The organism is Flavobacterium nitratireducens, assembly GCF_029625335.1.
Lineage (GTDB): Bacteria > Bacteroidota > Bacteroidia > Flavobacteriales > Flavobacteriaceae > Flavobacterium > Flavobacterium nitratireducens.
This window is the reverse complement of the sequence record NZ_CP121111.1, coordinates 2,497,996-2,514,986: the sequence shown is the minus strand read 5'-3', so window position 1 is coordinate 2,514,986 and position 16,991 is coordinate 2,497,996. Positions and strand designations below refer to the sequence as shown.

Sequence of the window (16,991 nt, the reverse complement as noted above, 5' to 3'; positions counted from 1 at the left end):
AATTATGAATTCTGGAAAAAAATATTCATCCAGACGACGTAGAAATTCTGGAAAACAAATTTGCTAACTTCATAAATGGAAAAATTGAAATTTACGAAGGAATCACCCGAATGTCTCACGTAAATAATCAATATTTACACATTAAATATTCAGGTACAAAAATATTTAATCGTCAAGGTGAACTGAAAAAAATAGTAGGCACACACATAGATTTAACAGAACTCATTCAAAACAAAAATGAATTAATAAAATCAGAAGAAAAATATCGCTTTTTAACCGAAAACACTTCTGATATAATATGCCAACATTTGCCTTGTGGAGAAATCAAATATATTTCAAAATCTTCACAGGAAATACTAGGGTACAAACCTGAGGAATTAATCAATAAAACTCCATTTGATTTCATACAAAAAAAAGACCATTGGATTTTCAAAAAACATGCTAAAACTAAAGACCTAAACCCTAATAAAAACAGAATAACTTTCAGATTTCAGAAAAAAGACAAAAATTTCATTTGGCTAGAAAGTATAATCAGTCCTATAATAATAGACAATATTCAGATAGGGTATCAAAGTGCTAGTCGAGACATCACTGAAAGAGTGAAAGCAACACAAAAAACAAAAGAGGCCTTACTAAAAGAGAAAAAATTCAATGATTTAAAATCAGAATTTGTTTCTATGGCATCACATCAATTTCGTACACCTTTGACAGTTATTTATTCTAATGCTGAGCTCATTGAAATGAAATCTTATACTGCTAATAATGGATCTTTTTCTAACGTAAAACCAATAACAGATAGAATCAAAACTGAGGTAGATCGTATGACCGAATTGATGAACAATATTTTAATTTTTGGTAAACACGAATTAAGCAAATCTAAAACGAAATTAAAATCTATCAATTATACCAAATTCATTAAGAATATCATTACAGTTTATTTTAGCAATGAAGATGATGGACGAAAAATTCAATTAATTGTCCATGGTGATGTAAAAAATATCGTCACAGATGAAACATTAATGCTGCACATTATGACCAATTTAATTAGTAATGCCTACAAATATTCTAAAAACTGTCAAGAACCTATCATTCAATTAACATACTTAGATTCAACAATCAAAATAGGATAATTGATTTTGGTATTGGAATACCTGAAGACGAGATTAAACTTTTATTTACTTCATTTTACAGAGCAACAAATACATCAACAATTATTGGCTCCGGGCTAGGTTTAACTATTGTAAAACAATTTACGGAACAACTTAAAGGTAATATAAAATTAGAAAGCAAAGAAAATAGTAAAACAAATTTCACGCTATGTTTTCCCTATGAATAAAGGTGAAAAATCATCTGCCTAACAACAAATTAGAAAAACACTAAAAATGCCCACTATTTAAACAGTAAGATAAAAAACAGCCTTAGCTGGAATAAGCATAAACATGATCAAAGTCTAGTTCGAAAATCTTGCTACAAATAATTGAAACCTTGATTCTGAATTTAATAAACAATTAAGCTTAACAGGTGTTTCTACTCTTTTTTTCTGAATAATGACACCATCCTAAAAAGTGTGTAAATTAGCTTTTTATAAAAAGTTTAAAAAATTGCTGTTATCATAACTAGGCACATTCATAATACTCAGGCAAACGAATCAGTTTTAGCAATAAAAAATCAGCCACGAATTGCACGAATTTAGTAAAGGATGATTAAAACCATATAATTCGCGGCAAAAATAAAACTCTTGAGTTTGCTCCATTTGCCTGCATTTTGACAAAAAAACAAATAAATTCTATACTTTTGTTTTTTGTTAATACAATAAATACTCAACAATTCTCCCCACTATTTAGCAAAAAACTATTTATTTTATCCATATTGTTATTCAACGGAAAATTATAAAAACTTAAAATAAATTTAAACAGTAAAACATTTGATTTTTAACAGAATAAGCATTTATTTTACACTCATATATTTGTGAAATTTTGTTTTCCAATAGATTTTAAATACCACTATAATTGTTTTATGTCCTTATTACAAATTAACGAGAAATTAGACTTTTTATTTAATGATTTAAGTTTTTCTCAGGAACTTCAAAAAAGTCTTTTATTTGCTTTAGAAATTAGTGAAGTTTCTTTTGCACACATTTCAATTTTAGATTCTTCAAAACAATTCATAAAAAACAATTCTGGTGTTGATTTTGATATGTTCTCTGAATATATATCACAATGGAATTCTATAGTTATCGAAAACAAAGAGCCTTATTTTATTTCTGAAGATATAATAAATTCTAAGCAAATAGAAATTCCATTACAATTTTATGCAGGATTTCCATTAATATATGATGATAAGGTAATTGGTATATTCTGTTTGGCCGATTTTAAGAATAAAATTCTTTCGGATTCACAATTAAAAGTTTTGAATTATGTTTTAGGTCAAATTCAAAGCAGTTTAGAATCACAAATCCGTGTTTATCAAAAAGAAAAAAATTTGAATTATTTGTTGAAAATTCAAAGGAGATTCTTTACGAGTTAGATAAAGAAGGGATTATTACTTTTGCTTCAAAAAATTGGGTGGATCTTTTGGGGTATGAAGCAGAGGAAATTTTAGGTAAATCGATTGCGGCTTTAATACATCCGGATGATTTAGAGATGTGTTTGGAATATCTGATTCATTCTGTTGGAGAGAAAAAATCCGACAAAGATCTTGTGTTTAGAGTTAGACATAAAGTGGGACATTATGTTTGGCTTGCTTCAAATTTGATAGCCTCTGAAAAAAATGGAGAAGTTATTTTTATAGGAAATTGCAGGGATGTTACCGAACATATCCAAACCCAACAAAAACTCGAAAAACAGAAAGATTTTTATGGAAAAATTTTAGAGCGTATTCCTACGGATTTAGCTGTTTTTGATGAGAATCATAAATATATCTATTTGAATCCTTTAGCGATAAAGAATGACGAACTTAGAAAATTTATCATAGGAAAAGATGATTTCGAATATGCTGATTATACGGGAAGAACTTATGAATTTGCCGAAGACAGAAGAGGTAAATTTATTAAATCTTTAGAAGATAAAAAATTGGTTGAATGGGAGGAAGTAATGAAACATCCCAACGGAATAACAAGTGTTTACAATCGCAAATTTAATCCTGTTTTTAAAGAGGACGGATCATTTGAAATGATGGTAGGTTTTGGGGTTGACATTACTGAGATTAAACGATTTCAGGATGAGATTCTAAAAAGCAGGCAGTTAATCAATAGTATATTACAAAATGTTGCCGTAGGTATTTTGGTTCAGGGACCTCAGTCTGAAATATTAGAGAATAATAAAACGGCATGTGAAATGCTAGGTTTAACCGAGGATCAATTATTGGGTAAAACTTCGTTTGATGAACATTGGAAAGTAATTCATCTTGATGGAACTAATTTTAAACCCGAAGATCATCCGGTTCCTCAGGCTATTAAAACATTAAAACCTATTAATAATATAGTAATGGGAGTGCATCGTCCAACTAAAAATGATTTAGTTTGGTTATTAGTTGATGCCATCCCTGTATTTGATAAAGAGGATACGTTGCTTTATGTGGTTTGTTCTTTTAATGATATTACGGCCAGAAAAAAGGCAGAAGATGATTTGAAAGTAAGTAATGAACGTTTTGCATATTCAAACAAAGCAAGCTTTGATGCCATTTGGGACTGGGATTTAATATCTGACAAAATTTTTGTTGGAGATGGTTTTACATCGCTTTTTGGATATCAATTTGAAACCAATTATATAGACGCTGTTGTTTGTGAAAATTTTGTGCATCCGGAAGACAGGAATGCTACTTTTGAAAGTTTTGATGAAGCTGTTGCTAGTAAAAAAGAAATGTGGTCTTATGAATATCGTTATTTAAAAGCAGACGGTACATATGCTCATGTTAATGATAAAGCGATTATAATACGTGATGAAAATGGAGAAGCAATCCGTGTGATTGGGACAATGAAAGACATCACGAAAGAAAAAGAACTGACAAATAAATTAAAGGAAAGTGAACAAACATTTAAAAATGCTTTTAAAAATTCTGCAGCCGGAATGGCTTTAGTAAATGTAGAAGGATTTTATACCGAAGTTAATGAACGACTTTGTGAGATGTTTGGGTATACCATTGAAGAAATGAAAGCCTTTAGATTTCAGGATATTACCTATTTTAAAGATCTTAAGGAAGATTTAGGACATAAGGAAAAGTTAGATTCCGGAGAAATATCTCATTTTAGTTCAGAGAAAAGATTTATTCATAAAAACGGTAGTCTGGTTTGGACCTATATGTCAGTGTCTTTAGTGCAAAACAATAAAATTCCTTTTTACATAGTTCAGTTGATTGATATTACTGAAAGAAAAAAATCGAAAGACACAATCAATTATTGCTAACAGAGAACAATAGAAATAAGGCTATTCAGTTAAAAGAAGCTAAAAACATGTATCGTTTTTTAGCAGATAATACAGCCGATTTAATTTGTGTTCATGGTTTAGATACTACTTTTCAGTATGTTTCTCCTTCAGCAACAAAACTCTTGGGGTATACTCCGGAAGAAATGATTGGTACCTCTCCTTTAGATTATGCTTTTCCTGAAGAAATAAAGTACTTAATGAACAGTTTGACTGATTTTATAGATGAAAAAGTTGATGACACTACTACGGCAAGATTTAAAACCAAAAGTGGTGAATTTATTTGGTTAGAAACTAAAGCAAATTTGATTAGACAAAGAGGAGTGGTTGTTGGGTTTCAAACTAGCTCCAGAGATATTACAGAACGAAAAAAAGCCGAAATGGTTTTAGAAAATGCATTGAATCAGGAAAGAGAGTTGAATGAATTGCGTACTAATTTAGTATCAACCATTTCTCATGAATTCAGGACTCCAATGACTACTATTCGTACTAGTGCCGAACTTATAGGGATGTATTTAGAGAATCAGAAATTAGAAAATGCCCCTCTTTTACAAAAAAGGGTTTCTATTATTACCGAAGAAATTGACCGTATTGTTGGTTTGATGGAAGCGGTATTGACTATTTCAAGAGAAGATTCAGGTAAAACAAATTTTAATCCGGTATTCTTTGATTTAAGAGAGCTTTGTTGCAATATCCTTGAGATAAATTACGATAATCAAAATAACAAGCAAAAGATTGTGTTGGATTTCACCAATGAAAGTTTCATGGTGCATATGCAGATGTTAAGCTAATGGAATATTCTATTTTGAATATTTTAAATAATGCTGTGAAATACTCTAAAGGAGTTGGTGATATTATTTTTAATATTAAAAAGATAGAGGATGCTATACAAATAGAAATTATAGATTTTGGTATTGGAATTCCCGAAGAAGAACAGTCTAAATTGTTTAATACTTTTTTCCGTGCAAGTAACACAAATGGATATCAGGGAACAGGTTTGGGACTTTATATTGTAAAAACTTTTACCGAGAAAAACTCAGGTACCATTAAATTAAAAAGCACACTAGGAAAAGGAACACAAGTAAAATTTGAATTTCCAATAGCTAAACAAGATTGAAATGAAAAAAATTTTAATTATAGACGATGAAATCACTCTAAGAGAAACAGTAGCTGAATTGTTGATAGTTATTGGATTTAATGTATTTGAAGCACAAAATGGTGAAGAAGGATTGAAAAAAGTACAGGAAATAAAACCTAATCTTACAATATGTGATATTATGATGCCGGTTTTAGATGGTTACGGATTTATGAAGGCTCATATGGAATCTGAATTTTCTAAAATTCCTGTTCTGTTACTTTCTGCAAAAGTGGAGAAAGAGGATAAGGAAAAAGGGGTGAATTTAGGTGCTAAAGGTTATATTAGTAAACCTTTTGTATTTAGTGAATTAAAAAGTATAGTGGATTTTTATATTCAATAAATGTTTTTTTATTAAATACTCAGTCTTTGTCGTTTTTTATACAATGTCATAAAATATTGAGCATGATTGATATTTTGTGAAGAAACTTTTAACTCATGAAAAACTAAATTTTCATTGTTTATGAGCAATTTGTATGAAAATTGTTTGTATAAAAAAGAGAAGTATATTATCCCTAAAAACACAACTGAAAAATAAATAGGAGACAGGTAGATGTTGAATTTATTTTTTACAAAATAAAAAAATGTAAAGCCTGTAAAAGCAAAAATGTAATTGATAAAAAACACTCTGTTTTCTATAATTTGAACATTAGAAATAAGATTGAAATCAAAATGCAATTCTTCTCTTTTAAAATAAAAAGATACTTTCGAATTCATAATGCTGAAAAGAGGAGTTTTTAGATAGGTATCATTTGTCTTGTTGGAAATTATATCATTCATAATTTATAACATGATTTATTCATTTAAAATACTTACCAAAACAGCATGATTTTTTAACAAAATTGTAATCATTAAGTGAAATTGCCCCCAAATTCAATACATGCTGTTTGGTAAGAAAACCTACAGCTGTAAAATTAGAATAGATTTGTTTCGTTTTGCTTTTATTGAGCTATAAGTTTAAAAAGTATATACATAATTTAAACTGGAAACATTAATTGTTTTTACAGAATATTAAACAGTAAGTAAAGTAAAGAAAAAAATAAAAATAAATTTGCTAAGATAATAACAAATATTACTATCAAAAATTCAGGATTAGACCGAAGTCTTGTATCTACTTTTTCCCAATGTTCTTCAGTGGGTCTAATTTTAAAATTCAAATTATTAATTTTCATGCTGTTTATTAATTCATTATTTTAGATAATAGAAGCAAGGTGTTTGTGTAATAAATTTGCAATTTATGGGTATATTGAAATAAGAAAATTAAAAAATAAGTAACTTATAATTTTAATTTTAAGCTATAAATTAAAATAAAATGCGGATAAGAAAAATATTTAAATAAAAAACAACTTGCTTTTAAAGGTTGTTAATATATTCCCTGGGACTAATTCCTTTATATTTTTTAAAACTGGTGGAGAAATACGAAAAAGAATTAAATCCGGATTCCTCAACTAGAAACTGAATATTTTTTTCTCCTGCAGTAATAAGCTTTATGGTGTAATCTAATTTAAACTCTCTAATATATTGAGTGATGTTTTTATTGGTTCTTTTTCTTATTTTTTTATCTAAAGTTGATTTACTTATGTGCAATTCAGCAGCTAATTCTACAACATTGACTTTTGATTTCATGTTTTTCAGTAAAATTTCATTAACAGAAACTAAAAAATCTTTGTTTGATAATTTAATGGTAACTTTTGAGAAAGGATCAGGTATAAATTTTTTCTCAATGCTATTTTTAAGAGCCAATAAATTTTTAATTTTCAGAAGTAGCTCTTTTACTTTAAAAGGCTTAATAATAAAATCATGAACACCATTTTCTAATTGCCTGTATTTAGTTTCGGCATCAATATTTGCAGTAATCATAATAAACGGAATAGAGTTAAATTTTTTATTCTTTTGAATTTCCAAAAACAATTCTTCACCATCCATTAAAGGCATCATTAAATCACTAATTATGATGTCAGGAGTATTTTTTTAAGATAATTAATCGCTTCCTGTCCATCTTTTAGCCAGCATACATTGTAATTATTAAGTGTGAGTAATTCTACAATAGAATCTCCTATTAATAAATCATCTTCAATTAATACTACATTTAATTTATTGGGGTTTTTCATGGGAGCAAATCTAATAAATACTTTTTTTAAATTATAAATCTACTAATTTAAACTATAAATATTTATGGTTCTGTTAAAAGTTATATCATTTTAATTTGCCCACATTTTTTTTGCTACTTTAAAAACACAAAAAAGCATTCTTAAACTATGAAGAATATCTCCCTGAATGTTTCGGCGGCTAATCATATTCTTATTGAAGAAGAAGAATTAGATTCTGCTCTGAATTCCTGTTTGGCTGTTTTGGGAGAAAGTCTAAAAGCTTGCAGAAGTTATATTTACACAATCGAAAACGAATCTGTAAGAGAATCCTATTCGTGGATTAATCCTGAGTTAAAAAAGAATGATGCTCCACTTTTTGATTATTTGTGTAAATCTATTCCGGAAATAATCACACCATTGCGTAAAGGGTTTCATCTTGTTGGTTTTACAAATGAGATAAAAGAACCGTTTTTTAAGCAGATAATGTTTGAACGTAAAGTAGAAACTTATTTGTTTATACCCATATTTGAAAATGATATTTTTTGGGGTTTTTTAAGTTTTGAACATTGTTATGCTGCACAATGGGATTCGGAAATAATAGAATTAATTAAACTCTTTACTAAAAATATTTCTATCAAAATTAATGAGATTAGATATAAGAAGAATATTGGGCCAAGTTTTGATATTTTTAATTACTATGACCAGGGATCTTTTGAAGGAATATGGGAATTAGATATTAATACTAATGAGGCCAAAATGTCTAATAACTGGGCTAGAATTTTAGGTTTTTCTATTTTTGAAGTGGAGCAAAACTATGAATTTTGGAGAAGCAGAGTCCATTCTGATGATTTAGTTAGAGTTGAAAAACAGCTTCAGGAATATATTTTAGGCAAGCTTGATGAATGTTTTGGTAAATACAGAATTAAGAATAAAAAAGGAAAATTCATTTGGTTACAATATTCAGGTACCATCAAGCGAAATAAAAAAGGCAAACCTTTAAAAATTATAGGGACAATTGTTGATATTAATGAGATTGAAACTAATAAAATAGCACTGGAAGAATCTGAAAAGAAATTGAGATTCATTTTAGAGAATTCATCTGATTTAATTACTCAAAGAGATATTAAAGGAAATTATACTTACATATCAGAATCTTCAAAAGAAATTTTAGGTTATACACCTCAGGAATTAATGGAATTGAATTTAGATTATGAATTATTTCATCCGGATGATTTTGAAAATGTATTAACAGAGCGGTCTAATTTCATTAATGACAGAGATTCAATTAGAAATATTTTTAATGTCCGGGTAAAGAAAAAGGATGGAAATTATATTTGGATGGAAGTAGTATCCAAAAAAATAGAGGTAAATAATACTCTGATTAGTATACAAAGTACGGCAAGAGATATAACTCTTAGGAAAAATTTAGAAAAACAAAATGAAAAAGCGATAAAGCGGGAAAAAGAATTGTATGATTTGAAAGCTAATTTCATAGCCATGGCTTCACATCAATTTAAAACACCTTTAACGGTAATTTATTCTAACGCTGAATTAATAGGAATAAAATCTAAGAGTATCGAAAACAAAATAGCTAAAAATTTCAACACAATATCGAACAGAATAAAATTTGAAATTGAACGAATGTCTGAATTGATAGATAATATTCTGGTTTTTGGAAAATATAGTGCCAAAGAAAATTTCAGACTTAAAATCGAAGCTATCGATTTTGATGAGTTTATAGCAAATTTGATTGTTACCTATTTTAATCATGAAGCTGATGGAAGGGAGGTAAAGGTTGTTACTATTGGTTCTTCAAAACCAGTACAGTCTGATACTTCACTTTTAATACATATCTTTACAAATTTATTGAATAATGCTTTTAAATATTCCAAAGGAAAACCAAATCCTGTCCTTAAGATTGGTTATTTAAAAGAAAATATTCAAATAGAGGTAATAGATTACGGGATTGGTATTCCTGATCAGGATATCAAAAATCTATTTAAGTCTTTTTTTAGGGCTTCTAATACAACCACAATTGTTGGTTCAGGATTAGGATTAACAATTGTTAAACAATTTACCCGAATGCTAAAAGGAAAAATTAAGCTAAAAACAAAACAAAATTCAGGAACTAAAATAACTATAACTTTCCCTTATGAACAAAAATAAAATACTGTTGGTTGAAGATGAAATAAATTTAAGAGAAACTATTTGTGAATATTTGAAATATGAAGACTATGATGTTGTATCAGCAGAAAACGGACAAGAAGCTTTGGATATATTAGATTACTGGATTCCGGATTTAATTCTTTGTGATATCATGATGCCGGTAATGGATGGTCATCAATTTCATGAAATTTTAATGCAAAACACTACTCTTAATGCAATACCATTTATTTTTCTGACTGCAAAAAAGGAAGATAATATTAGAGAAAAATGTATTTATGATGGAGTAGATGAGTTTATTTCAAAGCCATTTAAATTTGATGAATTGACAAAAATGGTAAATGCTAAAATTAAACGATTTAAGAAGATAAAAAAATCCTATAATAATGTATATACGGGATCTAAAAATGTTTTTTTACATGAAATTAATACTCCTTTAAATGGGATTTTAGGTTCTATTGAACTTTTGATTGAAAATGAAGAAAGTTTTGATAAGGATGATAAAGCGACCTTTTATGAAGCAATTAAAATTTCTGGAGAACGCTTAAATAGAACCATGCGAAATGTGATATTATTTCAAAACATAAAAAACAATACTATTGAATTTAATGAGGATGAACAAAGTAATTTATTAGATTGTTTTGCTAAAGTAAGAAAAGCTCTTTCGCCTTATTATGAGAATTCTAAAAAAAGACTTAGGGCAGACCTGGTTAATGTGGAGATAAAAATGAATTCGGAGTTTTTGGAATTTGTACTTTATGAATTAATAGATAATGCATTGAAATTTTCAAATACCGGCAAACAGGTGAGTGTTGCCGGTAGTATTTACAATGATAAATATTACGAATTAAATATTACAGATTATGGACTTGGTTTTAAACCGGAAGAATTAAAATCAATTGAGCCAAATAAACAATTTAATAGAGAACAAATGGAGCAGCAGGGTTTAGGTTTAGGTTTGTACTTAAGTCGAATAGTTGTTTTAAAATCAAAAGGGCTTTTTAGTATTGTTTCAAAGGAAGGAGAAGGAACTAAAATTACATTGTTATTACCTATTAGTAAATAAAGATTGGATATGCAAATAAAAACTGCACATTAAGTTAAGCTACATTTTTGTAATTAATTTGATTGTTAAATTCTTCAATAGTTGCAAACAATTTAATTACACCCAACGGGTTCTTTTATTAAAAATGGTTTAATAGTCAAAAATGGTTGGTAAAAACGCTGCAAAGCATTGTGAAATATGATGTTTCCGAAAGTTTATTGAAATTCGTTTCAATAAACTTTTTTTATTTATGAATAACTCAAAAAAAAGCGCTGTCCCACATGTAAAAGTCTTCAAACTATTAAATGGGGAAAAAGAGAAAATAAACAACGATTTAAGTGCAAAGATTGCGGACAATTATTTACATCAAATAATAAATCAGTTTCGGATTCTAATAAAGAAATTTGGTTTAGAAACTGGGTAATAGGGAAAGATACATTTGATAAAATATCGGTCGAATCAGGGTATAGCAAAAGTACATTACAACGTTATTTTTCTAAAATGCTATCCAAAGCTCCAATTTTAGAATTTAGTTCAACAGATGAAATTTACCTGGTAATTGATGGAACTTATTTTCCTAACGATATTTGTCTGGTGGTTTATAGAAACTTTCATTTAAAGTCGACACAGCTTTATAGAATGACTAATGGAGAGCATTTTGAAGAAATAGCAGAAGACTTGCAAAATTTATTAAGTCTAGGAATCAAAATAAAAAGCATTACATCTGATGGAGATAAATCATCTATAAAGGCCATTAAAAAAGTTTGTCCAAGAGTACCTTTTCAACGATGTTTAGTCCATGTTTCAAGAATGTGTAGAATATGGCTTACACAGAACCCTAAACATAAATCAGGTTTTGAACTCAAACAAATAGCAATAAAAATCCATCATATTGATTCTGAATACAAACGACAATTATGGCTAATAGAACTCATTCAATGGGAAGAACGATATAGAGATTTTATTAACCAAAAATCATCTAATATTGAAACAGGAAGATATTGGTATACTCATAAAATGGTTAGAAGATCATTTAATGTAATCAAAAAAGCTATACCTAATATGTTCCTGTACTTGAAGGATGACAAAATACCCAACTCAACAAACTCTCTAGAATCCTTTTTTGGACACTTAAAAGGCAACTTGAATATCCATAGAGGATTAAGTTTAGCCAATAGGAAGAACTTCTTGAAATGGTATTTATATTATAAAAACCAAATCTGAAATAGGTTTTTCTAAGCCATATCAGATTGCCGATAATTAAACAAAAAAAGGATAGCTAAAAACTATCCTTTTAATTATCGTATAATCATCAAATTTATTGCTGGTTGGTTGCTCCTCAGCAGAGCCAACTTCCTCTTCAATTTGACAGCCTAATTTAACTAATCCAAAATGAAAAATCACCAACCATTTTTGACCACATTACCTTAAAATTCAGAAATTTATCTTTGCATATTGAGAATTTTATTTTTCATAACATCCCAAACAATCACATAATTCACTCCCATATAATCATGGATTAATCTATCTCGCATTCCTGCCATATTTTTCCATTGAATAGAAATCCATTTTTCTTTATATTCGGCTGGAATTTTCTTTGTAGCTTCTCCTATAATTTCCAAACTCCTTACTACAGCTTTTTTCAAAGTTTCATCTTCTACGAAATCTTCAAACAATAAATTATCGCTAACAGAAAGAATATATGAACATTCATCTAGAATATGTCTAAGATATTCTTCTGGAAATTTAGACATACTGAACTTCATTTAGGATTTTAGATCCAATATAAGGGCTCAAACCATTTTTAGTAACCAATTCAATTTTTTCGTTTTTGAAGATTTTTTCAAACAAATCGTAAGCTGCCATATAATTATCAAAATTTTCTTTTTCAGGCTCAAAATCTATCAGCAAATCAATATCACTTTCGCTGGATTGCTCATTACGAATATACGATCCAAACAAACCAATATTTCGAATCCCTAATTTCGAAAATTGTAGTTTATTCAATTTTAGCTTGTTTAATATATTTTCTTTGGTCGTCATTTTAAAACTTTTATCTAATATACAAAAGTTTAGCTTTTTGAAAATCAAGGAATCAACAAATTAACCGTAAACTAAAACTCAATAAAAATATTTTTTAAACCTCAATACGCACCACATAACCTTCCGAACCCCGAACATTAAAAACAGTTCCGTCTTCAAATAACAAATATTGTCCTTTTATCCCGATTAATTTCCCTTCGTAATTTGGAGTTTTATCTAAGCTCAAACTCTTCACTTTTGAAGGATATTGCAAAACAGGATAATCCATTTGGTACAAATCATTTTTATTCGAATAAAAATATTCCTGAACTTCGGCTGGAATTAAATCCTGCAATATCAATCGTTCGGCAACCAAATCGACCGCTTCAATATCATTAGTAAGCATTTTTTCGCCAATTGGTTTTGTCAGCATAATGGTCTTTCAAAGCCACCTCGGTAATTCCGGCTAAGTAACGATTAGGAACTTCGACGATGGCAATAGCTTCGTTTGCTCCCTGATCAATCCATCGGGTTGGCACTTGAGTTTTGCGTGTCACACCTACTTTTATCTCACTGGACAAAGCCAAATAAACAATATGCGGTTGCAATTGCACCTTTTCTTCATAAGCCAAATCTCTATCCGCAATTCCTAGATGCGCCGTACTCAGTTCGGGTTTCATAATCCAGTCGCCCACAGCTGCACTCGAATAAAAGCAATCGTAACAAAATCCCTGACGGTAAATTTTCTTTTTCTTATTGCAATTCAAACATTGAAAACCTACAAATTCAATGGCAATATCTTTACCAATCAACTGATTAACATTTAAAAAACTAGTTTCAAAAACCAAGTAGTATTGAATAGGTTTACCATATTCGGTTTCCATTTTAGTAAGTACGCCTTCGTATTGCATTAAGATTGAATTTTTAAGTTTTGCTATTTCGTAAATTTTGCTATTTTTGGTAAAGTTATTATTCCTAAGGTAAATTTCATAACCCTATTTTTTAAAAATGCCAACACAGCTCATCAATTCATTTGCTTCCTGGGTTTTAAAACAACGAATCCATCAGATTGAACTTTTCCTGAAATACCCAAATGAGGTTCAGGAAGAATTACTTATGAATTTAATTGCTGCAGCAAAAAATACGGTATTGGGCAAAAAATACGATTATGCTTCGATTCATTCCTATGCTACTTTTGCAGAAAGAATCCCGATTTCTACCTACGAACAATTACAGCCTTTAATTGAAAGAACCCGTCAGGGAGAACAAAATGTTTTTGGGAATCGCCTATCAAATGGTTTGCAAAATCAAGCGGAACCACTAATGCCAAAAGCAAATTTATACCTGTAAGCAACGAAGCTTTAGAAGACTGTCATTACAAAGGCAGCAAAGATTTATTGTGTTTGTACTTGAGCAACAATGAAAATTCCGAACTCTTTACAGGCAAAAGTTTACGCTTAGGCGGAAGTTCCCAAATTTATGAAGACAACAATAGCTACTTTGGCGACTTATCGGCTATTTTAATTGAAAACATGCCTATTTGGGCTGAATTTAGTAGTACACCCAGCAACAAAACCTCGTTAATGAGCGAATGGGAAACCAAAATGAAAGCAATAATTAACGAAACCAAAAGAGAAAATGTAACCAGTTTTGCCGGAGTTCCTTCTTGGATGTTGGTTTTAATGAACAAAATGCTCGAAGAAACGGGCCGAGGAAATTTATTAGAAATTTGGCCAAATCTAGAAGTCTATTTTCATGGAGGGGTAAGTTTCAATCCTTACCGTGAACAATACCAACGTTTACTTCCTAAAAAAGAATTTAAATATTACGAAATATACAATGCTTCCGAAGGCTTTTTTGCCATACAGGACATCAACAATTCGAGTGATTTATTGCTAATGCTAGATTATGGCATTTTTTATGAATTTATTCCAATGGATACTTTTGGCACTATGAATCAAAAAGTAATCCGTCTGGCTGATGTCGAATTAAACAAAAACTATGCAGTAGTTATCACTACAAATTCTGGTTTGTTTCGTTATTTAGTGGGAGATACCGTTCGTTTTACCTCATTAAAACCCTTTAGAATCAGGGTTACCGGAAGAACTAAACATCATATTAATGTATTTGGTGAAGAATTAATGGTTGAAAACACGGATCAAGCTTTAGCCAAAGCTTGTGGTCTAACTCATGCCGAAATAGTTGATTATACGGTGGCACCAATTTTCATGAAAGATAAAGAAAAAGGCGCACACGAATGGATGATTGAATTTAAGAAAAAACCTGTCGACATGGCTGTTTTCCAAAAAGCCTTAGACGAAACCTTGCAAACCTTAAATTCCGATTACGAAGCCAAACGTTACAACAACATGACGCTAAATCCTTTGGTGATCAATGTGGCCCGAGAAAATTTATTTTACGATTGGCTCAAAGACAATAACAAACTTGGTGGTCAACACAAAATCCCGAGATTGTCTAATGAAAGAGATTATTTGGAACAGTTGAAAAGTATGCAAGAAAAAAATAATTGCCTAGCATCATAAAAAAAACCTTTATGACTATCCGTTTCTTATAACCAACCATTAAGAATGGCACACAGATGAAACGGATTTTAACAGATTATCGCAGATTGTGATTCACAAAGAGCGACAAAAATCCGTTTTTATCTGTTAAATCAGTGTCACCTGCCTGTCGGCAGGCAGGTCTGTGGTCTATTTTTTATTTAGTCCGCATAGCGGACAGCCATAAAACCTTAGTTATAGAGCAGGTTTTTATTTTTAACATCAATAGATTATTGTTTTTCGTTTTCATCAAAATTAACCATCCAGTTAACACCAAATTTATCGGTAAACATTCCAAAATAAGCACCCCAAAAAGTATCCGCCATCGGCATAAAAGCATTGCCTTCTGCTGACAATCCATTAAAGATTCGATCGGCTTCTGCTTTACTTTCTACATTAATTGAAATAGACATATTCCCTCCAAAAACCACATCGCCACTTGCCGAATTACTATCACTTCCCATTAATATTGTTTCGCCAATAGGCAAACAAACATGCATGATTCTATTGGCATCTTCTTCAGATAATTTTGGAGAATTAGTATCCGATGGCATATCACTAAATTTTCCGATATAAGGAAATTCTCCACCAAAAACGGATTTATAGAACAAAAATGCTTCTTCACAATTACCATTAAAAACCAAGTAAGGATTGATTGTTGCCATAACTTTTTATTTTTTTTAATTAAATATTATTTCGGAAATAATCGAATTAAGACAATTTGCTATAGTCCATATGCAAAACACTCCAACGGTGACCATCGATATCAACAAAACCAAAACCATACATCCAAGCCTGACTTAACGTTGGTTCCGAAAAAATCACACCACCTGCCTCTTCCACTTTATATGCCATAGCATCTACTTCTTCCCAACTTTCCACATCGACAGACAATAATACTTCCGAACCCTTACTAGCATCAATAATTGGATTTTTTATAAAATCTGTAAACATAGATTCTTCAAAAAGCATGATTTCAAAATTATTCGTACCTGCTAACATACAGGTTGAAAATTCAGTATCGTGTTCTTCATCAAATGCAAAACCAATTTGAGAATAAAATTGCTTCGCTTTTTGTATATCTTTTACTGGAAGATTAAGCCATATCTGTTTTATCATGGTTACTCATTTAGCTCCGATTATTTTCAACATATCGCTTAAAGTTCTCCAAAATAGACAGCCAGCCTTGATATTGTAATTCCTCTGGATGCACAGATTCTGGTTCAAAATACTCTCTAACTTCAAAACCATCTTCCAATTCATCAAAAACTACCATCACACTTCTACCATCTTCTATGGTATACGCAATCAATTTTTTATCCAAAATAACTTCATATGTTCCCACAAAATCAAAACTCATTGTCCCGTCTTTTGAAGCCATCGTTGATTTAAATTTTCCGCCAACCTTCAAATCATTTTCTGCATAGGGTGTATGCCAATCTTCCGAAGCCGCATTCCATTGAATAATGTGCTCTGGCTTTGTCCACAAATCCCATATTATAGCTATAGGAGCCTGAATTTTTGTTTGAACTATAATCATCATTACCTTTTATT

General features: G+C 30.0%; 17 protein-coding genes and 3 pseudogenes. 11 read left to right on the top strand and 9 right to left on the bottom strand.

The window, feature by feature from the left end:
- Nucleotides 1-110: 110 nt before the first annotated feature.
- From P5P90_RS11775 to P5P90_RS11750, 7 genes are all read left to right on the top strand, one after another.
- On the top strand, nucleotides 111-1,130 hold the full coding sequence (locus P5P90_RS11775; protein ID WP_278034870.1) for a sensor histidine kinase: 1,020 nt from the start codon (nucleotides 111-113) through the stop codon (nucleotides 1,128-1,130).
- On the top strand, nucleotides 1,073-1,336 hold the full coding sequence (locus tag P5P90_RS14355; protein ID WP_422851739.1) for a sensor histidine kinase: 264 nt from the start codon (nucleotides 1,073-1,075) through the stop codon (nucleotides 1,334-1,336). The genes P5P90_RS11775 and P5P90_RS14355 overlap by 58 nt, the downstream gene beginning before the upstream one ends.
- A gap of 680 nt (nucleotides 1,337-2,016) precedes the next feature.
- Nucleotides 2,017-2,526 carry a GAF domain-containing protein gene (locus P5P90_RS11770; RefSeq protein WP_278034869.1) on the top strand — a complete coding sequence of 170 codons (510 nt, stop codon included), beginning with the start codon at nucleotides 2,017-2,019 and terminating at the stop codon, nucleotides 2,524-2,526.
- Nucleotides 2,448-4,403 carry a PAS domain S-box protein gene (locus P5P90_RS11765; protein ID WP_340696469.1) on the top strand — a complete coding sequence of 652 codons (1,956 nt, stop codon included), beginning with the start codon at nucleotides 2,448-2,450 and terminating at the stop codon, nucleotides 4,401-4,403. Before P5P90_RS11770 ends, P5P90_RS11765 begins: the two co-directional genes overlap by 79 nt.
- The gene (locus tag P5P90_RS11760; protein ID WP_278034868.1) at nucleotides 4,397-5,212 is read left to right on the top strand and encodes a PAS domain S-box protein; all 816 of its coding nucleotides are present in this window, start codon (nucleotides 4,397-4,399) and stop codon (nucleotides 5,210-5,212) included. Before P5P90_RS11765 ends, P5P90_RS11760 begins: the two co-directional genes overlap by 7 nt.
- Complete coding sequence (locus P5P90_RS11755) at nucleotides 5,212-5,538, top strand: sensor histidine kinase (protein WP_278034867.1); 327 nt, start codon at nucleotides 5,212-5,214, stop codon at nucleotides 5,536-5,538. The genes P5P90_RS11760 and P5P90_RS11755 overlap by 1 nt, the downstream gene beginning before the upstream one ends.
- A gap of 1 nt (nucleotide 5,539) precedes the next feature.
- Nucleotides 5,540-5,899, top strand: coding sequence for a response regulator transcription factor (locus P5P90_RS11750; RefSeq protein ID WP_278034866.1), 360 nt, complete (start codon nucleotides 5,540-5,542; stop codon nucleotides 5,897-5,899).
- Between the two features lie 11 nt (nucleotides 5,900-5,910).
- Here P5P90_RS11750 and P5P90_RS11745 read toward each other — a convergent pair whose 3' ends face one another.
- The 3 genes from P5P90_RS11745 to P5P90_RS11735 all read right to left on the bottom strand — a co-directional run bounded on the left by P5P90_RS11745 (nucleotide 5,911) and on the right by P5P90_RS11735 (nucleotide 7,667).
- Nucleotides 5,911-6,336, bottom strand: a complete 426-nt coding sequence (locus P5P90_RS11745; protein WP_278034865.1) for a hypothetical protein — start codon at nucleotides 6,334-6,336, stop codon at nucleotides 5,911-5,913.
- Between the two features lie 573 nt (nucleotides 6,337-6,909).
- Complete coding sequence (locus tag P5P90_RS11740) at nucleotides 6,910-7,482, bottom strand: response regulator transcription factor (protein ID WP_278034864.1); 573 nt, start codon at nucleotides 7,480-7,482, stop codon at nucleotides 6,910-6,912.
- A 23-nt stretch (nucleotides 7,483-7,505) separates the two neighbouring features.
- Nucleotides 7,506-7,667: a response regulator gene (locus P5P90_RS11735; RefSeq protein ID WP_278034863.1), complete on the bottom strand. Its 162-nt coding sequence runs from the start codon at nucleotides 7,665-7,667 to the stop codon at nucleotides 7,506-7,508.
- 147 nt (nucleotides 7,668-7,814) lie between these two features.
- Between P5P90_RS11735 and P5P90_RS11730 the strand changes: the two genes are divergently transcribed.
- The 3 genes and pseudogenes from P5P90_RS11730 to P5P90_RS11720 form a co-directional block, all read left to right on the top strand.
- On the top strand, nucleotides 7,815-9,812 hold the full coding sequence (locus tag P5P90_RS11730) for a sensor histidine kinase (RefSeq protein ID WP_278034862.1): 1,998 nt from the start codon (nucleotides 7,815-7,817) through the stop codon (nucleotides 9,810-9,812).
- Entirely contained in the window at nucleotides 9,799-10,875 is a 1,077-nt protein-coding gene (locus tag P5P90_RS11725) for an ATP-binding response regulator (protein ID WP_278034861.1), read from the top strand. The genes P5P90_RS11730 and P5P90_RS11725 overlap by 14 nt, the downstream gene beginning before the upstream one ends.
- A 261-nt stretch (nucleotides 10,876-11,136) precedes the next feature.
- A pseudogene (locus P5P90_RS11720) lies at nucleotides 11,137-12,078 on the top strand (IS256 family transposase, variant Zn-binding type); the annotation flags it as partial.
- A gap of 218 nt (nucleotides 12,079-12,296) precedes the next feature.
- Here the strand turns inward: P5P90_RS11720 and P5P90_RS11715 are convergent.
- The 3 genes and pseudogenes from P5P90_RS11715 to P5P90_RS11705 form a co-directional block, all read right to left on the bottom strand.
- Nucleotides 12,297-12,620, bottom strand: coding sequence for a HepT-like ribonuclease domain-containing protein (locus tag P5P90_RS11715; RefSeq protein WP_278034859.1), 324 nt, complete (start codon nucleotides 12,618-12,620; stop codon nucleotides 12,297-12,299).
- Nucleotides 12,601-12,861, bottom strand: a complete 261-nt coding sequence (locus tag P5P90_RS11710) for a nucleotidyltransferase family protein (protein ID WP_278034858.1) — start codon at nucleotides 12,859-12,861, stop codon at nucleotides 12,601-12,603. Before P5P90_RS11710 ends, P5P90_RS11715 begins: the two co-directional genes overlap by 20 nt.
- Before the next feature lie 130 nt (nucleotides 12,862-12,991).
- Nucleotides 12,992-13,787: pseudogene (locus P5P90_RS11705) on the bottom strand (DUF2797 domain-containing protein).
- Between the two features lie 97 nt (nucleotides 13,788-13,884).
- On the opposite strand from P5P90_RS11705, the pseudogene P5P90_RS11700 reads away from it, so the two are divergent.
- Nucleotides 13,885-15,419: pseudogene (locus P5P90_RS11700) on the top strand (GH3 auxin-responsive promoter family protein).
- A gap of 248 nt (nucleotides 15,420-15,667) precedes the next feature.
- On the opposite strand, the gene P5P90_RS11695 reads toward P5P90_RS11700, so the two are convergent.
- From P5P90_RS11695 to P5P90_RS11685, 3 genes are read right to left on the bottom strand one after another with little or no spacing between them, the layout of a single operon-like run.
- The gene (locus P5P90_RS11695) at nucleotides 15,668-16,102 is read right to left on the bottom strand and encodes a VOC family protein (RefSeq protein WP_278034857.1); all 435 of its coding nucleotides are present in this window, start codon (nucleotides 16,100-16,102) and stop codon (nucleotides 15,668-15,670) included.
- A 46-nt stretch (nucleotides 16,103-16,148) separates the two neighbouring features.
- Nucleotides 16,149-16,556 (bottom strand): VOC family protein, encoded by a 408-nt coding sequence (locus P5P90_RS11690; protein WP_278034856.1) that lies wholly within the window; start codon nucleotides 16,554-16,556, stop codon nucleotides 16,149-16,151.
- 10 nt (nucleotides 16,557-16,566) lie between these two features.
- The gene (locus P5P90_RS11685; RefSeq protein ID WP_278034855.1) at nucleotides 16,567-16,980 is read right to left on the bottom strand and encodes an SRPBCC domain-containing protein; all 414 of its coding nucleotides are present in this window, start codon (nucleotides 16,978-16,980) and stop codon (nucleotides 16,567-16,569) included.
- Nucleotides 16,981-16,991: the final 11 nt, after the last annotated feature.

Bases quoted from the DNA above. Each gene is read 5' to 3' on its own strand.
- P5P90_RS11750 (WP_278034866.1), top strand. From the start codon at position 5,540: ATGAAAAAAATTTTAATTATAGACGATGAAATCACTCTAAGAGAAACA.
- P5P90_RS11745 (WP_278034865.1), bottom strand. From the start codon at position 6,336: ATGAATGATATAATTTCCAACAAGACAAATGATACCTATCTAAAAACT.
- P5P90_RS11770 (WP_278034869.1), top strand. From the start codon at position 2,017: ATGTCCTTATTACAAATTAACGAGAAATTAGACTTTTTATTTAATGAT.
- P5P90_RS11735 (WP_278034863.1), bottom strand. From the start codon at position 7,667: ATGAAAAACCCCAATAAATTAAATGTAGTATTAATTGAAGATGATTTA.
- P5P90_RS11755 (WP_278034867.1), top strand. From the start codon at position 5,212: ATGGAATATTCTATTTTGAATATTTTAAATAATGCTGTGAAATACTCT.
- P5P90_RS11730 (WP_278034862.1), top strand. From the start codon at position 7,815: ATGAAGAATATCTCCCTGAATGTTTCGGCGGCTAATCATATTCTTATT.
- P5P90_RS11685 (WP_278034855.1), bottom strand. From the start codon at position 16,980: ATGATGATTATAGTTCAAACAAAAATTCAGGCTCCTATAGCTATAATA.
- P5P90_RS11695 (WP_278034857.1), bottom strand. From the start codon at position 16,102: ATGGCAACAATCAATCCTTACTTGGTTTTTAATGGTAATTGTGAAGAA.
- P5P90_RS11740 (WP_278034864.1), bottom strand. From the start codon at position 7,482: ATGGATGGTGAAGAATTGTTTTTGGAAATTCAAAAGAATAAAAAATTT.
- P5P90_RS11715 (WP_278034859.1), bottom strand. From the start codon at position 12,620: ATGAAGTTCAGTATGTCTAAATTTCCAGAAGAATATCTTAGACATATT.
- P5P90_RS11690 (WP_278034856.1), bottom strand. From the start codon at position 16,556: ATGATAAAACAGATATGGCTTAATCTTCCAGTAAAAGATATACAAAAA.
- P5P90_RS11775 (WP_278034870.1), top strand. From the start codon at position 111: ATGTCTCACGTAAATAATCAATATTTACACATTAAATATTCAGGTACA.
- P5P90_RS11725 (WP_278034861.1), top strand. From the start codon at position 9,799: ATGAACAAAAATAAAATACTGTTGGTTGAAGATGAAATAAATTTAAGA.